This window comes from Pseudomonas sp. PWP3-1b2, from assembly GCF_049896045.1.
Lineage (GTDB): Bacteria > Pseudomonadota > Gammaproteobacteria > Pseudomonadales > Pseudomonadaceae > Aquipseudomonas > Aquipseudomonas antarctica_B.
In genome coordinates this window covers 21,848-38,286 of sequence record NZ_JAFCTN010000017.1, presented here as the reverse complement: position 1 = coordinate 38,286, position 16,439 = coordinate 21,848, and the positions used below count along the sequence as shown (strand labels likewise).

11 protein-coding genes are annotated in these 16,439 nt (G+C 58.7%); 5 read left to right on the top strand and 6 right to left on the bottom strand.

What is annotated here, in order from left to right:
- Positions 1-66 precede the first annotated feature (66 nt).
- From ACP7A2_RS13305 to ACP7A2_RS13280, 6 genes are all read right to left on the bottom strand, one after another.
- Positions 67-351, bottom strand: a complete 285-nt coding sequence (locus ACP7A2_RS13305; RefSeq protein WP_348058582.1) for a YceK/YidQ family lipoprotein — start codon at positions 349-351, stop codon at positions 67-69.
- Positions 344-973 (bottom strand): flavin prenyltransferase UbiX, encoded by a 630-nt coding sequence (gene ubiX / locus ACP7A2_RS13300; RefSeq protein ID WP_076952653.1) that lies wholly within the window; start codon positions 971-973, stop codon positions 344-346. Before ubiX ends, ACP7A2_RS13305 begins: the two co-directional genes overlap by 8 nt.
- Positions 970-2,319 carry a UDP-N-acetylmuramate:L-alanyl-gamma-D-glutamyl-meso-diaminopimelate ligase gene (gene mpl, locus ACP7A2_RS13295; protein WP_426134562.1) on the bottom strand — a complete coding sequence of 450 codons (1,350 nt, stop codon included), beginning with the start codon at positions 2,317-2,319 and terminating at the stop codon, positions 970-972. The genes ubiX and mpl overlap by 4 nt, the downstream gene beginning before the upstream one ends.
- 140 nt (positions 2,320-2,459) lie before the next feature.
- The gene (locus ACP7A2_RS13290; RefSeq protein WP_426134561.1) at positions 2,460-6,179 is read right to left on the bottom strand and encodes a hypothetical protein; all 3,720 of its coding nucleotides are present in this window, start codon (positions 6,177-6,179) and stop codon (positions 2,460-2,462) included.
- A 252-nt stretch (positions 6,180-6,431) separates the two neighbouring features.
- Positions 6,432-7,802 carry a hypothetical protein gene (locus tag ACP7A2_RS13285; protein WP_426134560.1) on the bottom strand — a complete coding sequence of 457 codons (1,371 nt, stop codon included), beginning with the start codon at positions 7,800-7,802 and terminating at the stop codon, positions 6,432-6,434.
- A gap of 194 nt (positions 7,803-7,996) precedes the next feature.
- Positions 7,997-9,892, bottom strand: a complete 1,896-nt coding sequence (locus ACP7A2_RS13280) for a sigma-54-dependent Fis family transcriptional regulator (RefSeq protein ID WP_426134559.1) — start codon at positions 9,890-9,892, stop codon at positions 7,997-7,999.
- 271 nt (positions 9,893-10,163) lie between these two features.
- Between ACP7A2_RS13280 and exaC the strand changes: the two genes are divergently transcribed.
- The 5 genes from exaC to ACP7A2_RS13255 all read left to right on the top strand — a co-directional run bounded on the left by exaC (position 10,164) and on the right by ACP7A2_RS13255 (position 16,177).
- Positions 10,164-11,684, top strand: a complete 1,521-nt coding sequence (gene exaC, locus ACP7A2_RS13275) for an acetaldehyde dehydrogenase ExaC (protein ID WP_426134558.1) — start codon at positions 10,164-10,166, stop codon at positions 11,682-11,684.
- A 220-nt stretch (positions 11,685-11,904) separates the two neighbouring features.
- Complete coding sequence (eat, locus tag ACP7A2_RS13270; RefSeq protein ID WP_426134557.1) at positions 11,905-13,338, top strand: ethanolamine permease; 1,434 nt, start codon at positions 11,905-11,907, stop codon at positions 13,336-13,338.
- A 52-nt stretch (positions 13,339-13,390) separates the two neighbouring features.
- Positions 13,391-14,785 carry an ethanolamine ammonia-lyase subunit EutB gene (locus ACP7A2_RS13265; RefSeq protein ID WP_426134556.1) on the top strand — a complete coding sequence of 465 codons (1,395 nt, stop codon included), beginning with the start codon at positions 13,391-13,393 and terminating at the stop codon, positions 14,783-14,785.
- Positions 14,782-15,627: an ethanolamine ammonia-lyase subunit EutC gene (eutC, locus tag ACP7A2_RS13260; protein WP_426134555.1), complete on the top strand. Its 846-nt coding sequence runs from the start codon at positions 14,782-14,784 to the stop codon at positions 15,625-15,627. Before ACP7A2_RS13265 ends, eutC begins: the two co-directional genes overlap by 4 nt.
- 91 nt (positions 15,628-15,718) lie before the next feature.
- Entirely contained in the window at positions 15,719-16,177 is a 459-nt protein-coding gene (locus ACP7A2_RS13255) for a GNAT family N-acetyltransferase (RefSeq protein WP_375065062.1), read from the top strand.
- Positions 16,178-16,439: the final 262 nt, after the last annotated feature.

The following is a 16,439-nucleotide window of genomic DNA, read 5'->3' as shown; positions in this document are numbered from 1 at the left end:
CTTTGGAATGCATTCCCCTGTCGGAGCTGGCTTGCCTGCGATGGGGCCAGTGCAGCCACCATCAACCTAAAGCCCGCCCGTCGCGTTAAACCCAACCCCCAAAACCGTCAACAACGACAGCGGCAATAGCAGCGTGTCGAGCACTGCGCTGGCGGGCAAATCCACGTGGGGATAACTCGGCGCTTCGGCACCGAATCGATCCCTGGCGCAACAGCCGCCATTAATCGCATACAAATCCAGACGCGTACCGGCATACACCACCGGCGCACCGGGCTGCGCGGCGTCCAGCGTGCGCGCCGTGGCACAGCCCGCAAGCTGCAGCGCCATCACCACCAGCAGCGCCTTATTCATCATTGCTCAAATGGTGCTCGCCCCAACGCGGCAACATGTCTTGAGGGATATTCAGCAGATTGAGAATGCGCGCCACTACAAAGTCCACCAGGTCATCGATGGTCTGCGGCTGGTGATAAAACCCAGGCGATGCCGGCAAAATGGTCACGCCCATGTTCGACAACTTAAGCATGTGCTCCAGGTGAATACTCGAGTACGGCGCCTCGCGCGGCACCAGAATCAACTGGCGTCGCTCCTTCAAGGTCACATCCGCCGCCCGCTCGATCAGGTTATTGCAGGCGCCTGTGGCAATCGCCGACAAGGTGCCGGTGGAACACGGCACCACCACCATCGCCGCCGGCGCGCCGGAGCCGGAGGCCACGGGCGACATCCAGTCCTCTTTGCCATACACCTTGATCTGCCCCGCCGCCGCACCGGTGTATTCGGTAAGGAAGGCTTGCATCATCTGCACTTTGGGTGGCAGCGCCACATCCGTCTCGGTGGCCATCACCAGTTGCGCGGCCTTGGAGATCAAAAAATGCACTTCACGGTCTTCGCGCACCAGGCAGTCCAGCAGGCGCAAGCCATACGGCGCACCGGAGGCGCCGGTCATCGCCAGGGTGACGCGTTCCGGGCCGCTCATTTCAATGCCTCGGCCAGTTTGCCATGCAAGCCGCCGAAGCCGCCGTTGCTCATGACCACCACGTGAGTGCCCGGCGTGGCCTTTTGTTTGACGAAATGAATGATGCCCTCGATGGAGTCGCACACGGCTGATGGCACGGTGCACAGCGCCGCAATCGCCGGCAGGTCCCAGCCGAGGGTGGCGGGCGCGTACCACACCACTTGATCGGCATCGTTGACGCTTTCCGGCAAGCCATCACGGTGCGCGCCGAGCTTCATGGAGTTGGAGCGCGGCTCGATAATCGCAATGATCGGCGCATCGCCAACGCGCTTGCGCAGGCCATCCAGCGTGGTGGCAATTGCCGTCGGGTGGTGGGCAAAGTCGTCGTAGATGGTAATCCCATTCACGTCGGCGACTTTTTCCATGCGGCGCTTCACGCTCTTGAACGCACTCAACGCAGCGATCCCCATGGACGGCACCACGCCGACATGCCGCGCGGCCGCCAGGGTCACCAAGGCATTAGCAACGTTGTGCTGACCGGTCATGTCCCACTCGACGACGCCCTGGGCTTCACCTTCAAACAACACTTCAAATCGGGAACCGTCTTCGCTCAGCAGCTTGACCTGCCACTGCCCGCCCTCGCCGGTGGTTTGCACCGGAGTCCAGCAACCCATGTCGATCACGCGCTGCAACGCCGGCTCGGTGGTTGGGTGGATGACCAGGCCTTCACTCGGGATGGTGCGCACCAAGTGATGGAACTGGCGTTCGATGGCCGGCAGATCGGGGAAGATATCCGCGTGATCGAACTCAAGGTTGTTCAGGATCGCCGTGCGTGGGCGGTAGTGAACGAACTTGGAGCGCTTGTCGAAGAAAGCGCTGTCATATTCATCCGCCTCGATCACGAAGAACGGTGTTTCACCCAAGCGGGCCGACACCGAGAAGTTCTGCGGCACACCGCCGATGAGGAAGCCCGGGCTCATGCCCGCGTGTTCCAGCACCCAGGCCAGCATGCTGCTGGTGGTGGTTTTGCCATGGGTGCCAGCCACGGCCAGTACCCAGCGACCTTGCAGCACATGGTCGGCCAGCCACTGCGGGCCGGAAACATACGGCAAACCTTTGTTGAGCACGTACTCGACCGCAGGGTTGCCACGGGACATGGCGTTGCCGATCACCACCAGGTCCGGGACCGGGTCGAATTGCGACGGGTCGTAACCTTGGGTCAACTCAATGCCCTGGGCTTGCAGTTGCGTGCTCATGGGCGGGTAAACATTGGCGTCGGAGCCAGTGACGTGATGGCCCAGCTCCTTGGCCAGAACCGCCATCGAGCCCATGAAAGTGCCGCAAATACCGAGAATATGAATGTGCATGGTTGACCTCGTAAAACATCGAGGCAGGTTAGCGCAGGGAGGGGGAAATCGCACCTTTTATGCGGCCAGTGGCGGTGCGAAGTGCGCCCATGCACTTCGCTCGGCTGCGTCCTTACTGTGACCTGAGCGGTCATCGCCACTCATGCCGCTTTGCTTGACTGTGCCTGCATGTCGCGCACCGCGTTTATCACCGCAGCCAACCGTTTTTCTGTGGCCGTCAATCGATCACGCACGGCGTTTTCGTCCTGGGCATCAACAGGCGCCGGGAGGTAGCGTTGGAAAAACACCCTGAATGTTGACGCACTTTCATCAGTGCGTTCTTCAAGGTCATCCAGTTCAGCCTCCATTTGGTCCAGGCGCTGGAGGATGTCGGTCACGCTGATTTCGGGCGCACCGTCGACGTCTTGCACCGCTACCCCTTCCAGCGCCGCAAGCGCCTTATTCGCCTGCCGGAGTTCCAAATGAAGCGCCTGCGCCCGAGCGGGCAATGCTTGATCAGCCACCCTGTGAGCGGCTTCAGCATTGCTTTGCCGCTCCACTTTGGCTTGGGCCAATGCAGATGGGAGCTGGAACTGACGCGGCACCCCACCCTGCCGGATTTTTTGAAATACCAAGCCAGCACCGACACCCACTGCCGTATCAATAGCCACACTCACCGCAACGCTTGCCGCGCGCTGCCCGACAGGCCTGGCGCTGGGCGTAAACCCTTTCAACGGTGCACCGTAAGGCACCTGGGTTTTTGGATCGAAGGCGTACCACTTGCCGTTTCGCTGCACCGCCCGTGCAGGCAGGGCATCGGTATTTTCACCAAGCGGACGATAAACGCCATTGGCCACTGGCGTTTTTTTTACGCCCTGGGGAATATCAAAACTGCCGCTACGCCCGCGACCATGGCGCAACTTACCAACCAGGGGCAACTTCGTGCGGGACAATGATTTGATACCGCGCTTGCCGAGCGTGAAAACACCCCGCCCGATGTCATAAACCCCACCCAGTGGGTTAGCGGCCTTTACGCCTGCTTTGGTAAACCCCTTAAGAAAACTCAAGGCAGCTCCCAGCCCTTTGGAGCCGGCTTTGATCGCCTGACTCCCGCCTTTTACTGCGGGCACGACCAAGCCAATTACATCAAGCACTGCGTAAAGCAAACCGGCCAGCACATCGCCTTTAGTGAAACTTTTGATGGCGTCGTAAAAAGGAATCAAGCCCAGCATGAACTGCTTGTCGGCCTTGTTTCTCCTCTCATCACGCTCCTGGAGGGTTTCGCCTTTTGCAGTTGCTCTTTGGTCTTGAACAGCTCGACTGTAGTAAGCACCGACGACTGAGCCCAGCTCGTTACTTCTGACCGAAGGCAAACCCGTATGTGGCACAGAGTGTGGCCCCGGCAGTTGCGACGCCAATGACTTCGACGGGTAAACAGAGAACGCGGCAAAGTCAATTTTGTCTTTTTTGGGCCACGGCGTGAGCGGCGTCTGCCACAGGATGGTCACGGTGTCTTCCTGCTCACCAGGGCGCCCGGGCCGCGCCATCGAGAAATACAAGCGAGACGATGGAGACTGCAGCCCTAGTCGGGACGGGTCAGCGTCTTTGATTATTTTTCCTTGAGAGGGCGAATATAAGTAATGACAGGTTTTCCCATCCAACTCGGCTCTGATAAGGATCGCGCCACTGTTTACATAGTTGAACATGGGGTGATCAGTGCGAATGGAACCTCGTGCGTGATTACCGGGCACGCCAAGGCTGAACGTGGTGACCTTGCCATACTCGATCATCTTCCGGTCTTCAGCCGGTAGCTGCGACACTTGATAGTTGAAAAACGTTGCCGAAGCGTTTTTCAATTCATCGACGTAAGCATTGAACCGCTCCTCGAATGTGGCCTTTATATCCGGCAACCTGGAGAAGCCTGCTTGAACAACGGCCGTTGGGAAGTCTTTGTTGGAGGAAGTCCAGGCATGCTTGTGCAAGTCCCCGGACATATAAATGTTCAACAGAGAGTAGGTCCCACGCTTGCGCGACCCCGGTGGGTGATCACCGAGCAGTGTTTTGTCCTCAAAAAAGCGCTCCATTTTATCGCCGTATACCCGCCTTAACTCAGCCAGCGCCAACTCCCTGCGCGTCGGCATTGGCGCCGCCAGCGCTTTTGCTGCGTCCACCAAACCATCAACTTGCGTTTGCAAGGCAGTCACTGCACGGTCAATGGTTTCGGCGCTGTAGGCATCATCACCTCGCGCCTCAACCACACCGTTGGCAATGCCCCAGTCGATCACCGATTGCATCGCGGCGAACTGCGACTGGCTCTGCCCTGCCTCGGTAACAGGGTCCAGGGCGTCGTGTTGCATGATCTGCGCATAGGTTTGCCCGGCCGATGAGCCTGGGGTGTCCAACTCGCGACGCAATACGGCTGCGCTGAACGAGGCCCATTGCTGTGAGCCGTACACCATTGAGGGAGGCAGATCCTTGACTAAAAACTCAGGCGCAGACAGGGCGAGCAATTGATAGGCCGCCACCTTCGCCAACTGAGGGCCAAAACGGTTTTCCAGGTGGTTTTCGAAACGCTTGACGATCTCGGCGGGCGACCGCCCCCAGTTGTCTTGCTGACGCAAGTCATACCCCGCCAAATTATTGCGCTGCCGCCCGCCCGCCGGATCGGCCTCTAAGCCCAAGGCGGTGAGCAGCGCTTCCTGGGTACCTGTTGCCGTGGCTGGGGCATCAATTGCCTCTTGCAACTGCTTACCAAGTGCGCGGGCCTGAGGTGTACTGATCAATGCCTGTAGAAAAGCTTCAGGGGCCTCGCCGGCCTTCGCCCTGACGTGGGCCGGGACAGCACGCTGCAGGTAGTCAAGAAGACTCAGCGCGCGCCCCTTCCCGTCAGGCGTTACCTGGGTTTGGCTGGCTTTCCAGGCATTCACCGTCTGGGTTATTTTCTTTTGATCGCTCTCGCTTAACGGCACGTCTTTGCTCAACAGCCCGCCATAATCCCCCTCAGAAGGTGCGCGCAAAGGCGCCGCAGACAGCGAGCGCTCGAGATTGGCAAGTTCATCCCGCGTGACCGGTACGTTCAAGCCGTGGTCAATGAGCAACTGTTTAAGGCTTAGGGTAACGGGCTGCTGTTGCTGTTCACTCCAACCCTCGGAATGGGGCGCCACGTTTACTTCAACGGCGCCAACATCCAGACTCGCGCCCGGTTTCTCGACCTGCGCTTTCAACACAACGAGCAGGTTGTGCCACGTTTGCGCATTGCCTATCCCGCGCAAAACATCCAAACGCACGTCGTTGTGCGGCAGCGAACCCAGTCCCTGGAAAACTGGGTGGCGGGTTAGTTCTTTGGAACGAGCGATTTGTTGTGCCGGCGTTAAATGCGCCGGCTCGCCGTAAAAGCGTTGCACATCGCCTAACGCAACAGTGCCGTCCTGGAAATAACCCGGAAGGCTCAATATACCGTTGGGAGTGAGGGCTTTGGCGGCGGTCATCAAACTGTCGAACAGGTCTAACCCGCCCGGTATACCTGCCAGCGAAACAGACTCTCTGATCAATGCTCCACGGTAGTTGACTCTGATCTCACCTTTGGCAGGGTCGACCTCAATGGCCGTCACGTCTCCCGACGCCAGCATGCGTTGAAGCACTGGAGAGGCGAAAGCTAACTTCAGCGCCTCAAGCCAACGGCCCAACGTTGAGTCTTGTGGAACCCGTAGCCGCGCGCCCGTAGTCAATTGCTCAGCGTAGGTTTTCGCCAAACGCACATCGCCTGCCGCTCGAGAAACGCTGGAATCATCAAGTCCCGGTGAAGGCGCCGCAGTAGCAGCAGGAACTTCAGGCGTTTCCAATAAAGCGCCATGTAACGAATCAGTAAGTTGCACACTCATACTTAAAATCCTGCACTGTGTTCAGCCAGCCGTGTGCGTGCGCTCATTACATTAAATAATGTGCACAGCGCTGAAATACAAATTCAACAAACAATAAAACCCGGCGCTCGTTGGTTGAACAGAACGCCGGGTTTATGCGGATGGCTTTAAACTACTTTATTAAGTGACCCGCTAAAATCGCCTGGCAGGTTATCGCAAGTCTAATAGAGATCACTACTTAAAGCAGATTCGCCATCTAGTGGCAGTTGTCGGTCACGCCTTCTCTGCTACTGCTTTTTCTGCTTTTGTTCGCGTTTCTTTCACACTAGCCAGCCTTTTTTCAAGCGCATCGACACGCGCCGGGATGCCTTCGGTGCCCGGTGCCGGGTCCTTCTCCGGCAGGTATGCCTTGAAATACACGTGGTACTGATCTGCGGCCTTTGTGGCCTCTTGCTCGAGGTGAGACACCAAATCTTCGAGCCTGTCCAGGCGTTCAAGGGGGAGCTTCGGCCAGTTCCCACCGGGAACCACATCACCCTTTTGCTCTCCATATAACACTTTCAACATGCCATTGTGCGTCTCGAATACGCTGAGTTGGATGTTGTCTATGGAAGTATTAAGAGCCTGCTGTTTTGCCTCTTTGGCCTTTTCCGCTTCAGTCTGCGGCGTCACGGGGCCGGCAGTCGTCGTCGCCGGCGCGGAGGCAACAGGGGCAAGCGGAACTGGCAGATACTTTGCCTTTATAGTCTCCGCCACCACGGTAGTAACTGCAGTTTCTCCCACTTTAATCGGGAGCGTTGCCAACGCACCCGCAGAGTTTGAGACAACACCGTCTATTGCAGTTTTTGCTAACTCGGGTTTCGAAGGAATCAGGCCCTTCTTGATTAACTCATCGGTCTTTACCGCGCTTTCAGCTGAGTCTTGCACAGAGGGTTTCGGTGTAGCGGGAGTTGTCTGGGTGCCCTGAAAGGCGCGAGTCCTTGTGAGCGATTTCTTCATGCCCGCGATCTGCTCATGAGGCTCGTTATTGCCCAACACCGCACTTTCCTTTGACGTTGCTACCTTCCCGTTTTTATCCAGCGGCCTTTTGTATTGGTCGATGAGGTAGCCTTCTTTATTAACCGGCTTCCCATCGAGATCAATAAGCTGTTTTTTTTCGTTGATGATTCGCCCCTGCGGGTCGATCAAGCGATCGTGTGCGTCAACCGGACGGTTGTAACTGTCCACGGGTTTGCCAAGTGTGTTAATCGCATGGCCATTATCATTCACCGGCTGGTTGCGTTCATTGACACGTTGGTTTTTTTCGTTAACGGCGTGACCTTTATCATTAATCAGCTGGCCACGTTCATTAATACGGCGACCTTTATTGTCGATCGCGTGACCGTCGCTATTTACTCGCTGGCCTGCTTTATTGACCGGCCAACCACTGTTATCAACGTCTTGGCCTGGTTTTGCCCTGGGCTTTATAACCTGAGTGGGAGAACTGCCGGGGCTACGACCACCACCACCGTTATGAGCAGGAACCCTGCGAGGCCCCGCCCCCTTAGACCTTTTTTCCCTGATATGCTCATGACTCTCCACAGGACCTTCAGCGACAGGATCCAGTTTAAAGGTAGGCGTTAAGTTTGAGGGAATATTCAGCATCGTCGAAGACCTATTCAAATCACGTTATGGAATAATTGAGACGCCCTCCATGCTCTCAACTAATTACGTGGTTAACACCGCATAACCAGTTCCACTTCGCCACAAACTTCATATCAATTGAAAATAACTAACACCCCCATAGAGCACCACTATTACGAACAATAAACCTTGTAAGCCAAATCCCAAACATTAATTTATTTATCTAATTCGGGCACACAGACTCTGTACTTTCGTAACTTCCGATAGAGCGTATTGCGGCTGAGACCAAGTTGTTCAGCGGTACGCGTCATATGCCAACGCTGCTGTTCAAGAGTATTGAGTAGCGTTTTTCGTTCCGCCTCGTGTAAGGGCGATAATTCACCAGGCGTAGAGGGCGCAAGGTTTGGAGCACGTACGTTCACAGGTAGATCGCCCAAGACAACACACCCGTCTTCAGCCAAAGCCACCAGCGTACGCAACACCATGCGCAGTTGCCGCACGTTGCCCGGCCACGCATACGCAAGCAGTGCTTCTCGGGCTGCCAGCTGTAGGGTAACGGCCTGCCCGGCTGCCTCCTGATCCAGTAGAAAATCCAGCAGCTGCGCTTTGTCAGCGCGTTCGCGAAGTGCCGGTAACGCCACTTCCAAGCCGTTCAGGCGGTAATACAAGTCTTCACGAAAGCTGCCAGCCTCAACGCGCTCGAGCAAATTGCGGTGGGTGGCGCTGATAATTCTGACGTCCACCGCCTGCGGCTCACCGCCAATGGGCACCACCAGCCGATCTTCCAAAACCCGCAGCAAGCGGGTTTGCAACGCGAACGGCATGTCGCCGATTTCATCGAGAAATAACGTGCCGCCGTCGGCCTGTTGCAGCTTGCCGCGCATGCCTTCCTTGAGTGCGCCGGTAAAACTGCCGCCGCGATAGCCGAACAGCTCGCTTTCAATCAGATGTTCGGGGATGGCGGCGCAGTTGAGGGCGACGAAAGGCTTGCCCGCGCGCAGGCTGGCCTGATGCACGGCCTTGGCGAAGGCTTCTTTACCGCAGCCGGTTTCGCCGTTGATCAGCAGCGGCACGTCGCGTTCGAACACTTTGAGCGCCCGGCGAAAATCCGTCTGCAGCGCAGGGTCGCCCAGGCAGATGCCCGGCAGTCTCGGCGCTTCGGGTATGGTCACAGGCGCGGCCACACTGCGCGCCTGCCCGCGCAGCGCCGCGAATAGTTGCCGGCCGTCACGGGTGCGCAATGGCCAACTGGCGGTGGCATTGGCACTGGAGCGACCGAGCAGTTGGTCGAGCGAGCAGTCAAAAAACGCCTCCACCGGCTGCTCCAGCAAACCACCGCGCACTTGCCCCAGCAGGTTCAGCGCGCTCTGGTTGACCGCGCAGATGCGCCCTTCCCCGTCAAACGCCAGCAGCCCTTCGCTGAACAACCCAACAGACTCGGCCTGCAGGTGAAAACGCAGCAGCCAGTGGTGTTCAAAATGGCGCAGGAAGTAACAACTCTCGATCATCTTCGCCGACAGGTTCACCAGCGCCATCGTGTGGAACTGGCTCTGGCGCGACACGGCCTCGCGCGCCGATGACACATCCAGCACTGCCAGCAACTCGCCATGGGGGTCGAACACCGGGCTCGCCGAGCAGGTCAACCCGGTGTGCCGGCCGCGAAAATGTTCATCGCGATGGATGGTCAGCGACTGACGTTCCACCAGGCAGGTGCCGATACCGTTGGTACCCTCGCAGGCTTCGCTCCAGTCGGCGCCCAGCCATAAACCGGCACGCTCGAAAATCTTGCGTTCGGAGGGCGCCGTCACGCAATTGAGGATCACCCCGCGCGCATCCGTCAGCAGCACCGCGTGGCCAGCACCCGAAAGCTGCTGATGCAGGCTGTTCATCTCGGTGCCGGCGATGTGCAGCACTTGCTGCAGGCGTTCGCGGCTTTCCAGCAAGCGGCCGTGTTCAAGCACGGTGGGGGCGATGCTCACAGCAGGGTCGAGGTGATAGTCCTCCAGGCAACGCCGCCAGGAGCGGGCGATGGAGGGGTCGCTGGACGGGTCGCGGCCATGCGCCACAGTCAGGACTTGCCTGGCATGGCGACTGAAATGATCGTTGTGCATTTCTTATTATTCTCCCTGCATGAGAACGGCCAGCATCCCCCGGCATCCCTACCATTGCAACCCTGGGCCGGGCCGTTGTTCATGGGCTGTACCGTTTATGGCACAAACTGTCACTCACGCTGTACCACCCGTGCTACAGCAACGCTTTGCAATACAGCTAACCCCCCCGATTTACCGGCCCCGCACGGCAGTGGCCCGACCTTTGCTCTACGCTTTATCAAGCGCAATATCGCTGTACTCCAATAAACATAAAAGTCAGGAGATACCCACCATGCGTTACGCACACCCCGGTACTGAAGGCGCGATCGTCTCGTTCAAGGCCAAGTACGGCAACTTCATCGGCGGCGAATTCGTTGCACCGGTCGATGGCAACTATTTCACCAACACCTCGCCGGTCAACGGCAAGGCCATCGCCGAATTCCCGCGCTCCACTGCCAAAGATATCGACAAAGCCCTCGACGCCGCCCATGCCGCCGCTGACGCCTGGGGCAAAACCTCGGCCCAGGACCGCTCGCTGGTGCTGCTTAAAATCGCCGACCGCATTGAGCAAAACCTCGAACTGCTGGCCATTACCGAAACCTGGGACAACGGCAAGGCCGTGCGTGAAACCCTCAATGCCGACATCCCGCTGGCTGCCGACCACTTCCGCTACTTCGCCGGCTGCATCCGCGCCCAGGAAGGCAGCAGCGCCGAGATCAACGAACACACGGCGTCCTATCACTTCCATGAGCCGCTGGGCGTGGTCGGTCAGATCATCCCGTGGAACTTCCCGCTGCTGATGGCCGCGTGGAAACTCGCCCCGGCCCTGGCCGCCGGCAACTGCGTGGTGCTCAAGCCTGCCGAGCAAACCCCGCTGGGCATCAACGTGCTGATGGAATTGATCGGCGACCTGCTGCCACCGGGCGTGCTGAACGTGGTGCACGGCTTCGGTAAAGAAGCCGGCGAAGCCCTGGCCACCAGTAAACGCATTGCCAAGATTGCCTTCACTGGCTCTACGCCAGTGGGCTCGCACATCATGAAATGTGCTGCGGAAAACATCATTCCGTCGACTGTTGAGCTGGGCGGCAAGTCGCCGAACATCTTCTTCGCCGACATCATGAAAGCCGAGCCGTCGTTCATCGAGAAAGCCGCAGAAGGCCTGGTGCTGGCGTTCTTCAACCAGGGCGAAGTGTGCACGTGCCCATCGCGTGCGCTGGTGGAAGAGTCGATTTACGACGACTTCATGAAAGTGGTGATGAAAAAGGTCGAGCAGATCAAACGCGGCGACCCGCTGGACACCGACACCATGGTCGGCGCCCAGGCGTCGGAGCAGCAGTTCGACAAGATCCTGTCCTACCTCGAAATTGCCAAAGGCGAAGGCGCGCAACTGCTGACCGGCGGCAAGGTCGAGAAGCTCGAAGGCGATATGGCCGGCGGCTATTACATCCAGCCGACGCTGCTCAAGGGCACCAACGAAATGCGCGTGTTCCAGGAAGAAATCTTCGGGCCGGTGGTGAGCATCACCACCTTCAAGGACGAAGCCGAAGCCCTGGCGATTGCCAACGACACCGAGTTCGGCCTCGGCGCCGGCGTGTGGACCCGCGACATCAACCGCGCCTACCGCATGGGCCGCGCGATCAAGGCGGGCCGCGTGTGGACCAACTGCTACCACCTGTACCCGGCACATGCCGCGTTTGGCGGTTACAAAAAGTCCGGCGTGGGCCGTGAGACGCACAAGATGATGTTGGATCACTACCAGCAGACCAAGAACCTGCTGGTGAGCTACGACATTAATCCGCTGGGCTTTTTCTAACTAAACCCTGCAGCAGGCGACCGGCTCTTAACTTGAAATGCAATCAAGTGTGGGAGCTGGCTTGCCTGCGATAGCGGTGGGTCATTCAACCCATGATGTTGGTCGTGCTGGCCCCATCGCAGGCAAGCCAGCTCCCACAGTAGAACTTCGCAAAGTCGTTGCTACCTCATCCGGCACAAAGAGGCCGAATTAGAACAATAACAATGGACGGTACTTTCCCATGCCTAGCGAACCCACTGGCTCTTCCGTCGACTTCGAAAAAGTCGGCACCGACTACTTCCAACAACGCGAACTTAAAAAAGGCGCCGCCGGCTGGGTGCTGTTGGTCGGCCTCGGCGTCGCCTACGTCATCTCCGGCGACTACGCCGGCTGGAACTTCGGCCTGGCCCAGGGTGGCTGGGGCGGCATGTTCCTCGCCACACTGCTTATGGCCACCATGTACCTGTGCATGTGTTTTTCCCTGGCCGAATTGTCTTCCATGATCCCCACCGCCGGCGGCGGCTACGGCTTTGCCCGCAGCGCGTTCGGGCCTTGGGGGGGCTTTCTCACCGGCACCGCCATCCTCATTGAATACGCCATCGCCCCCGCCGCCATTGCAGTGTTTATCGGCGCGTATTGCGAGTCGTTGTTCGGCATTGGCGGCTGGATGATCTACCTGGCGTTCTACATCATCTTTATCGGCATCCACATCTTTGGCGTCGGCGAAGCCTTGAAGCTGATGTTTGTGATTACCGCCGTCGCCGCGATTGCCTTGGGCGTGTTCCTGGTGGCGATGGTGCCGCACTTCAATGTCGCCAACCTCCTCGATATACCAGTGACCGAAGCCAAGGGCGCCAGCACCTTTCTGCCGTTCGGCTACGTCGGCGTATGGGCGGCAATTCCTTACGCCATCTGGTTTTTCCTCGCCGTGGAAGGCGTGCCCCTGGCCGCTGAAGAAACCAAAAATCCGAAACGCGACCTGCCCCGTGGCCTGATCGGCGCCATTGTGGTGCTGACCAGTTTTGCCCTGCTGATTCTGGTGATCGCGCCGGGCGCCGCGGGCACTTATGCGTTGGTCAAATCCGGCAACCCGCTGGTTGAAGCGCTGGCGTTGGCCTACGGCGGTTCAACGTGGATGGGTGGCTTCGTCAACCTGGTCGGCCTGGCGGGGTTGATCGCGAGCTTTTTCTCGATTATCTACGCCTATTCGCGGCAGATCTTCGCGTTGTCCCGTGCTGGCTACCTGCCGCGCAAACTCTCGCAAACCAATAAAAGCAAGGCGCCGGTGCTGGCATTGATCATCCCCGGCATCATCGGGTTCGGCCTGTCGCTGACCGGCCAGGGCGACTTGCTGATTCTGGTGGCGGTGTTTGGCGCGACCATTTCCTACGTGCTGATGATGGCCGCGCACATCACTTTGCGCGTCCGTCGCCCCAAAATGGACCGCCCGTACCGCACACCGGGGGGCATTTTCACTTCCGGCGTGGCGCTGGTACTGGCCTGCGTGGCCGTGGTGGCGGGCTTTCTGGTGGACCCGCGCGTGGTGATTGGCGCGGCGATCATCTATGGAGTATTAATTGCTTACTTTGCTTTCTACAGCCGGCATCACTTGGTAGCAGGCACGCCGGAAGAAGAATTCGCGGCGATCCAGGCCGCAGAGGCCGCCTTGCACTGAACTGCCTAAACCTCGACGCGGGCGGCTGCTCGCGTCGTCAAGGAGACACTGTATGGCAAGCTTTTCCCACGCGGTGGGTGCACAGACCTACCGCTTCGACAGCCTCAAGGACGTGATGGCCAAGGCCAGCCCCGCGCGTTCCGGGGATTTCCTCGCCGGTGTGGCCGCGCAGAACGACGGTGAGCGCGTGGCCGCGCAGATGGCGTTGGCGAATATTCCCTTGAAGCACTTTCTGGAAGAAGTGCTGATCCCCTACGAAAGCGATGAAGTCACCCGGCTGATCATCGACACCCACGATAAACAGGCGTTTACCGTGGTCAGCCACCTGACTGTCGGCGGCTTGCGTGACTGGCTGCTCAGCGATGCCGCCGATGAACAATCCCTACGCACATTGGCGCCAGGGCTGACACCGGAAATGGCGGCTGCTGTCTCCAAGATCATGCGCGTGCAGGACCTGGTGCTGGTAGCGCAGAAGATCCGCGTGGTCACCCAGTTTCGCGGCACCCTGGGTTTGCGCGGGCGCTTGTCGACCCGCCTGCAACCCAACCACCCGACCGACGAACCGGCGGGCATCGCCGCGAGCATTCTTGACGGCCTGCTCTACGGCAACGGCGACGCCATGATCGGCATCAACCCGGCCACCGACAGCATCGCCTCGATCTGCGCCATGCTGGAAATGCTCGACGCGATCATCCAGCGCTACGAAATTCCCACCCAGGCCTGCGTGCTGACCCACGTCACCACGTCCATCGAAGCCATCAACCGTGGCGTACCGCTGGACCTGGTGTTTCAGTCGATTGCCGGCACCGAAGCCGCCAATGCCAGTTTCGGCATCAGCCTGAGCGTGCTGCAGGAAGGCTACGAGGCGGGTTTGAGCCTCAATCGCGGCACGTTGGGCAAGAACCTGATGTATTTCGAAACCGGCCAGGGCAGCGCCCTTTCGGCCAACGCGCACTTTGGCGTCGACCAGCAAACCTGCGAAACCCGCGCCTACGCCGTGGCCCGGCATTTCAACCCGTTTCTGGTCAACACCGTGGTCGGTTTTATCGGCCCGGAGTACCTGTACAACGGTAAACAGATCATCCGCGCGGGCCTTGAAGACCACTTCTGCGGCAAGTTGCTCGGCGTGCCGATGGGCTGCGACATCTGCTACACCAACCACGCCGAAGCCGACCAGGACGACATGGACACCCTGCTGACCCTGCTCGGCGTGGCCGGGATCAACTTCATCATGGGCATCCCCGGTTCCGACGACATCATGCTCAACTACCAGACCACTTCGTTCCACGACGCCTTGTACGCCCGGCAAACACTGGGTTTAAAACCGGCGCCGGAGTTTGAACAGTGGCTGGCGAAAATGGGCATCTTCACGCAAGCCGACGGCAAAGTGCGCTTTGGTAACAGCCTGCCACCAGCGTTTCGCCAAGCCTTGGCGCAATTGGGATGAAGGAGCCGCCCGTGGAAGTCGATTCCCTTGAAACCCTGCCTGATAACCCGTGGCTGGAACTGCGCCGCCTGACCCCGGCGCGCATTGCCCTGGGCCGCACCGGTACTAGCATTCCCACCAGCGCACAGCTGGATTTTCAATTCGCCCACGCCCAGGCACGCGACGCGGTGCACCTGCCTTTCGACCACGCGGGCCTGAGCAGCCAAATGGCCGAACGCGGCCGCGACACACTGCTGCTGCACAGCGCTGCCGCCGACCGCCATCTGTATCTGCAACGCCCGGACCTGGGGCGGCGCTTGAGTGATGAATCCGCCCAGAGCCTTCGCGACTATGCCGCCGCCAACCCCGGCGGCGTCGACCTGGCCGTGGTGGTCGCCGACGGGCTGTCGGCGCTGGCAGTGCATAAACATACGCTGCCGTTTCTCACACGCATGGAAGAACACATCCAGGCCGAAGGCTGGTCCTTGTCACCCGTGATTCTGGTGGAACAAGGCCGCGTGGCGGTGGCGGATGAAGTCGGCCAGTTGCTCGGCGCCAAAATGGTGGTGATCCTGATCGGCGAACGGCCAGGCCTCAGCTCGCCGGACAGCCTGGGCCTGTATTTCACTTACAACCCCAAAGTCGGCCTCACTGACGCCTATCGCAACTGCATCTCCAACGTGCGCCTTGAGGGCTTGAGCTACGGCATGGCGGCGCATCGCCTGCTTTACTTGATGAAAGAAGCGTGTCGACGGCAGCTGTCGGGGGTCAATCTCAAGGACGAGGCGCAGGTTCAGACGATTGAGTCGGATGATCCTGACCTGATGAAGGGTAATTTCCTGCTCAGCTCACCGGGTGACTGATCGCTGCACGATTGCGCTTTTTCGCGACGTTAGGCAGCATCGAGTCACGGCCGCGCGTGTGGTCACCCCCCTTTGAAAGTTGAGGCCTGGCATGCGGATTACTCAAGCAACCCTGGAACACCTGGACCTGTTGACCCCGCTTTTCGTCAAATACCGTGAGTTTTATGGGGCGTTGCCATTCCCGGATTCATCGCGAGACTTCCTGGAAAAGCGCCTGCGCCGTAAGGAATCGGTGATTTATTTGGCGCTGGCGGATGATGACGACAAGAAATTGCTCGGGTTTTGTCAGCTGTATCCGAGCTTTTCGTCGCTGTCGCTCAAGCGGGTTTGGATACTCAATGACATCTATGTGGCCGAGGATGCGCGTCGGCAATTGGTGGCGGATAACCTGATGCGTACCGCGAAGAAAATGGCCAAGGAAACCCAGGCAGTGCGGTTGCGGGTGTCGACCAGCAGTGACAATGAAGTGGCACAGAAGACGTACGAGTCGATCGGGTTTCGCGAGGACACGGAGTTCAAGAACTACACGCTGCCGATCAGTGAAGACTGATCCCACACCCCAATCACCCTACATTCCCTGTGGGAGCTGGCTTGCCTGCGATAGCGTTGAACCAGCCAGCGCCCACGTCACAGACACTGCGCTATCGCAGGCAAGCCAGCTCCCACATTTGATCAGTGTTGCTTCAATAAACCCGCGACATCCCCCGCTACAAAACCAACACGCTTTTCACCGATCAGTCCGTATAATGCCGACCTTTCAGTCTTGTAAGAAATTCGGCATACACTTGTAGCCTTATTACCCGACACCCCGC

Bases quoted from the DNA above. Each gene is read 5' to 3' on its own strand.
- ACP7A2_RS13290 (WP_426134561.1), bottom strand. From the start codon at position 6,179: ATGAGTGTGCAACTTACTGATTCGTTACATGGCGCTTTATTGGAAACG.
- ACP7A2_RS13255 (WP_375065062.1), top strand. From the start codon at position 15,719: ATGCGGATTACTCAAGCAACCCTGGAACACCTGGACCTGTTGACCCCG.
- ACP7A2_RS13285 (WP_426134560.1), bottom strand. From the start codon at position 7,802: ATGCTGAATATTCCCTCAAACTTAACGCCTACCTTTAAACTGGATCCT.
- eutC (WP_426134555.1), top strand. From the start codon at position 14,782: ATGAAGGAGCCGCCCGTGGAAGTCGATTCCCTTGAAACCCTGCCTGAT.
- ACP7A2_RS13280 (WP_426134559.1), bottom strand. From the start codon at position 9,892: ATGCACAACGATCATTTCAGTCGCCATGCCAGGCAAGTCCTGACTGTG.
- ubiX (WP_076952653.1), bottom strand. From the start codon at position 973: ATGAGCGGCCCGGAACGCGTCACCCTGGCGATGACCGGCGCCTCCGGT.
- mpl (WP_426134562.1), bottom strand. From the start codon at position 2,319: ATGCACATTCATATTCTCGGTATTTGCGGCACTTTCATGGGCTCGATG.
- eat (WP_426134557.1), top strand. From the start codon at position 11,905: ATGCCTAGCGAACCCACTGGCTCTTCCGTCGACTTCGAAAAAGTCGGC.
- exaC (WP_426134558.1), top strand. From the start codon at position 10,164: ATGCGTTACGCACACCCCGGTACTGAAGGCGCGATCGTCTCGTTCAAG.
- ACP7A2_RS13265 (WP_426134556.1), top strand. From the start codon at position 13,391: ATGGCAAGCTTTTCCCACGCGGTGGGTGCACAGACCTACCGCTTCGAC.
- ACP7A2_RS13305 (WP_348058582.1), bottom strand. From the start codon at position 351: ATGAATAAGGCGCTGCTGGTGGTGATGGCGCTGCAGCTTGCGGGCTGT.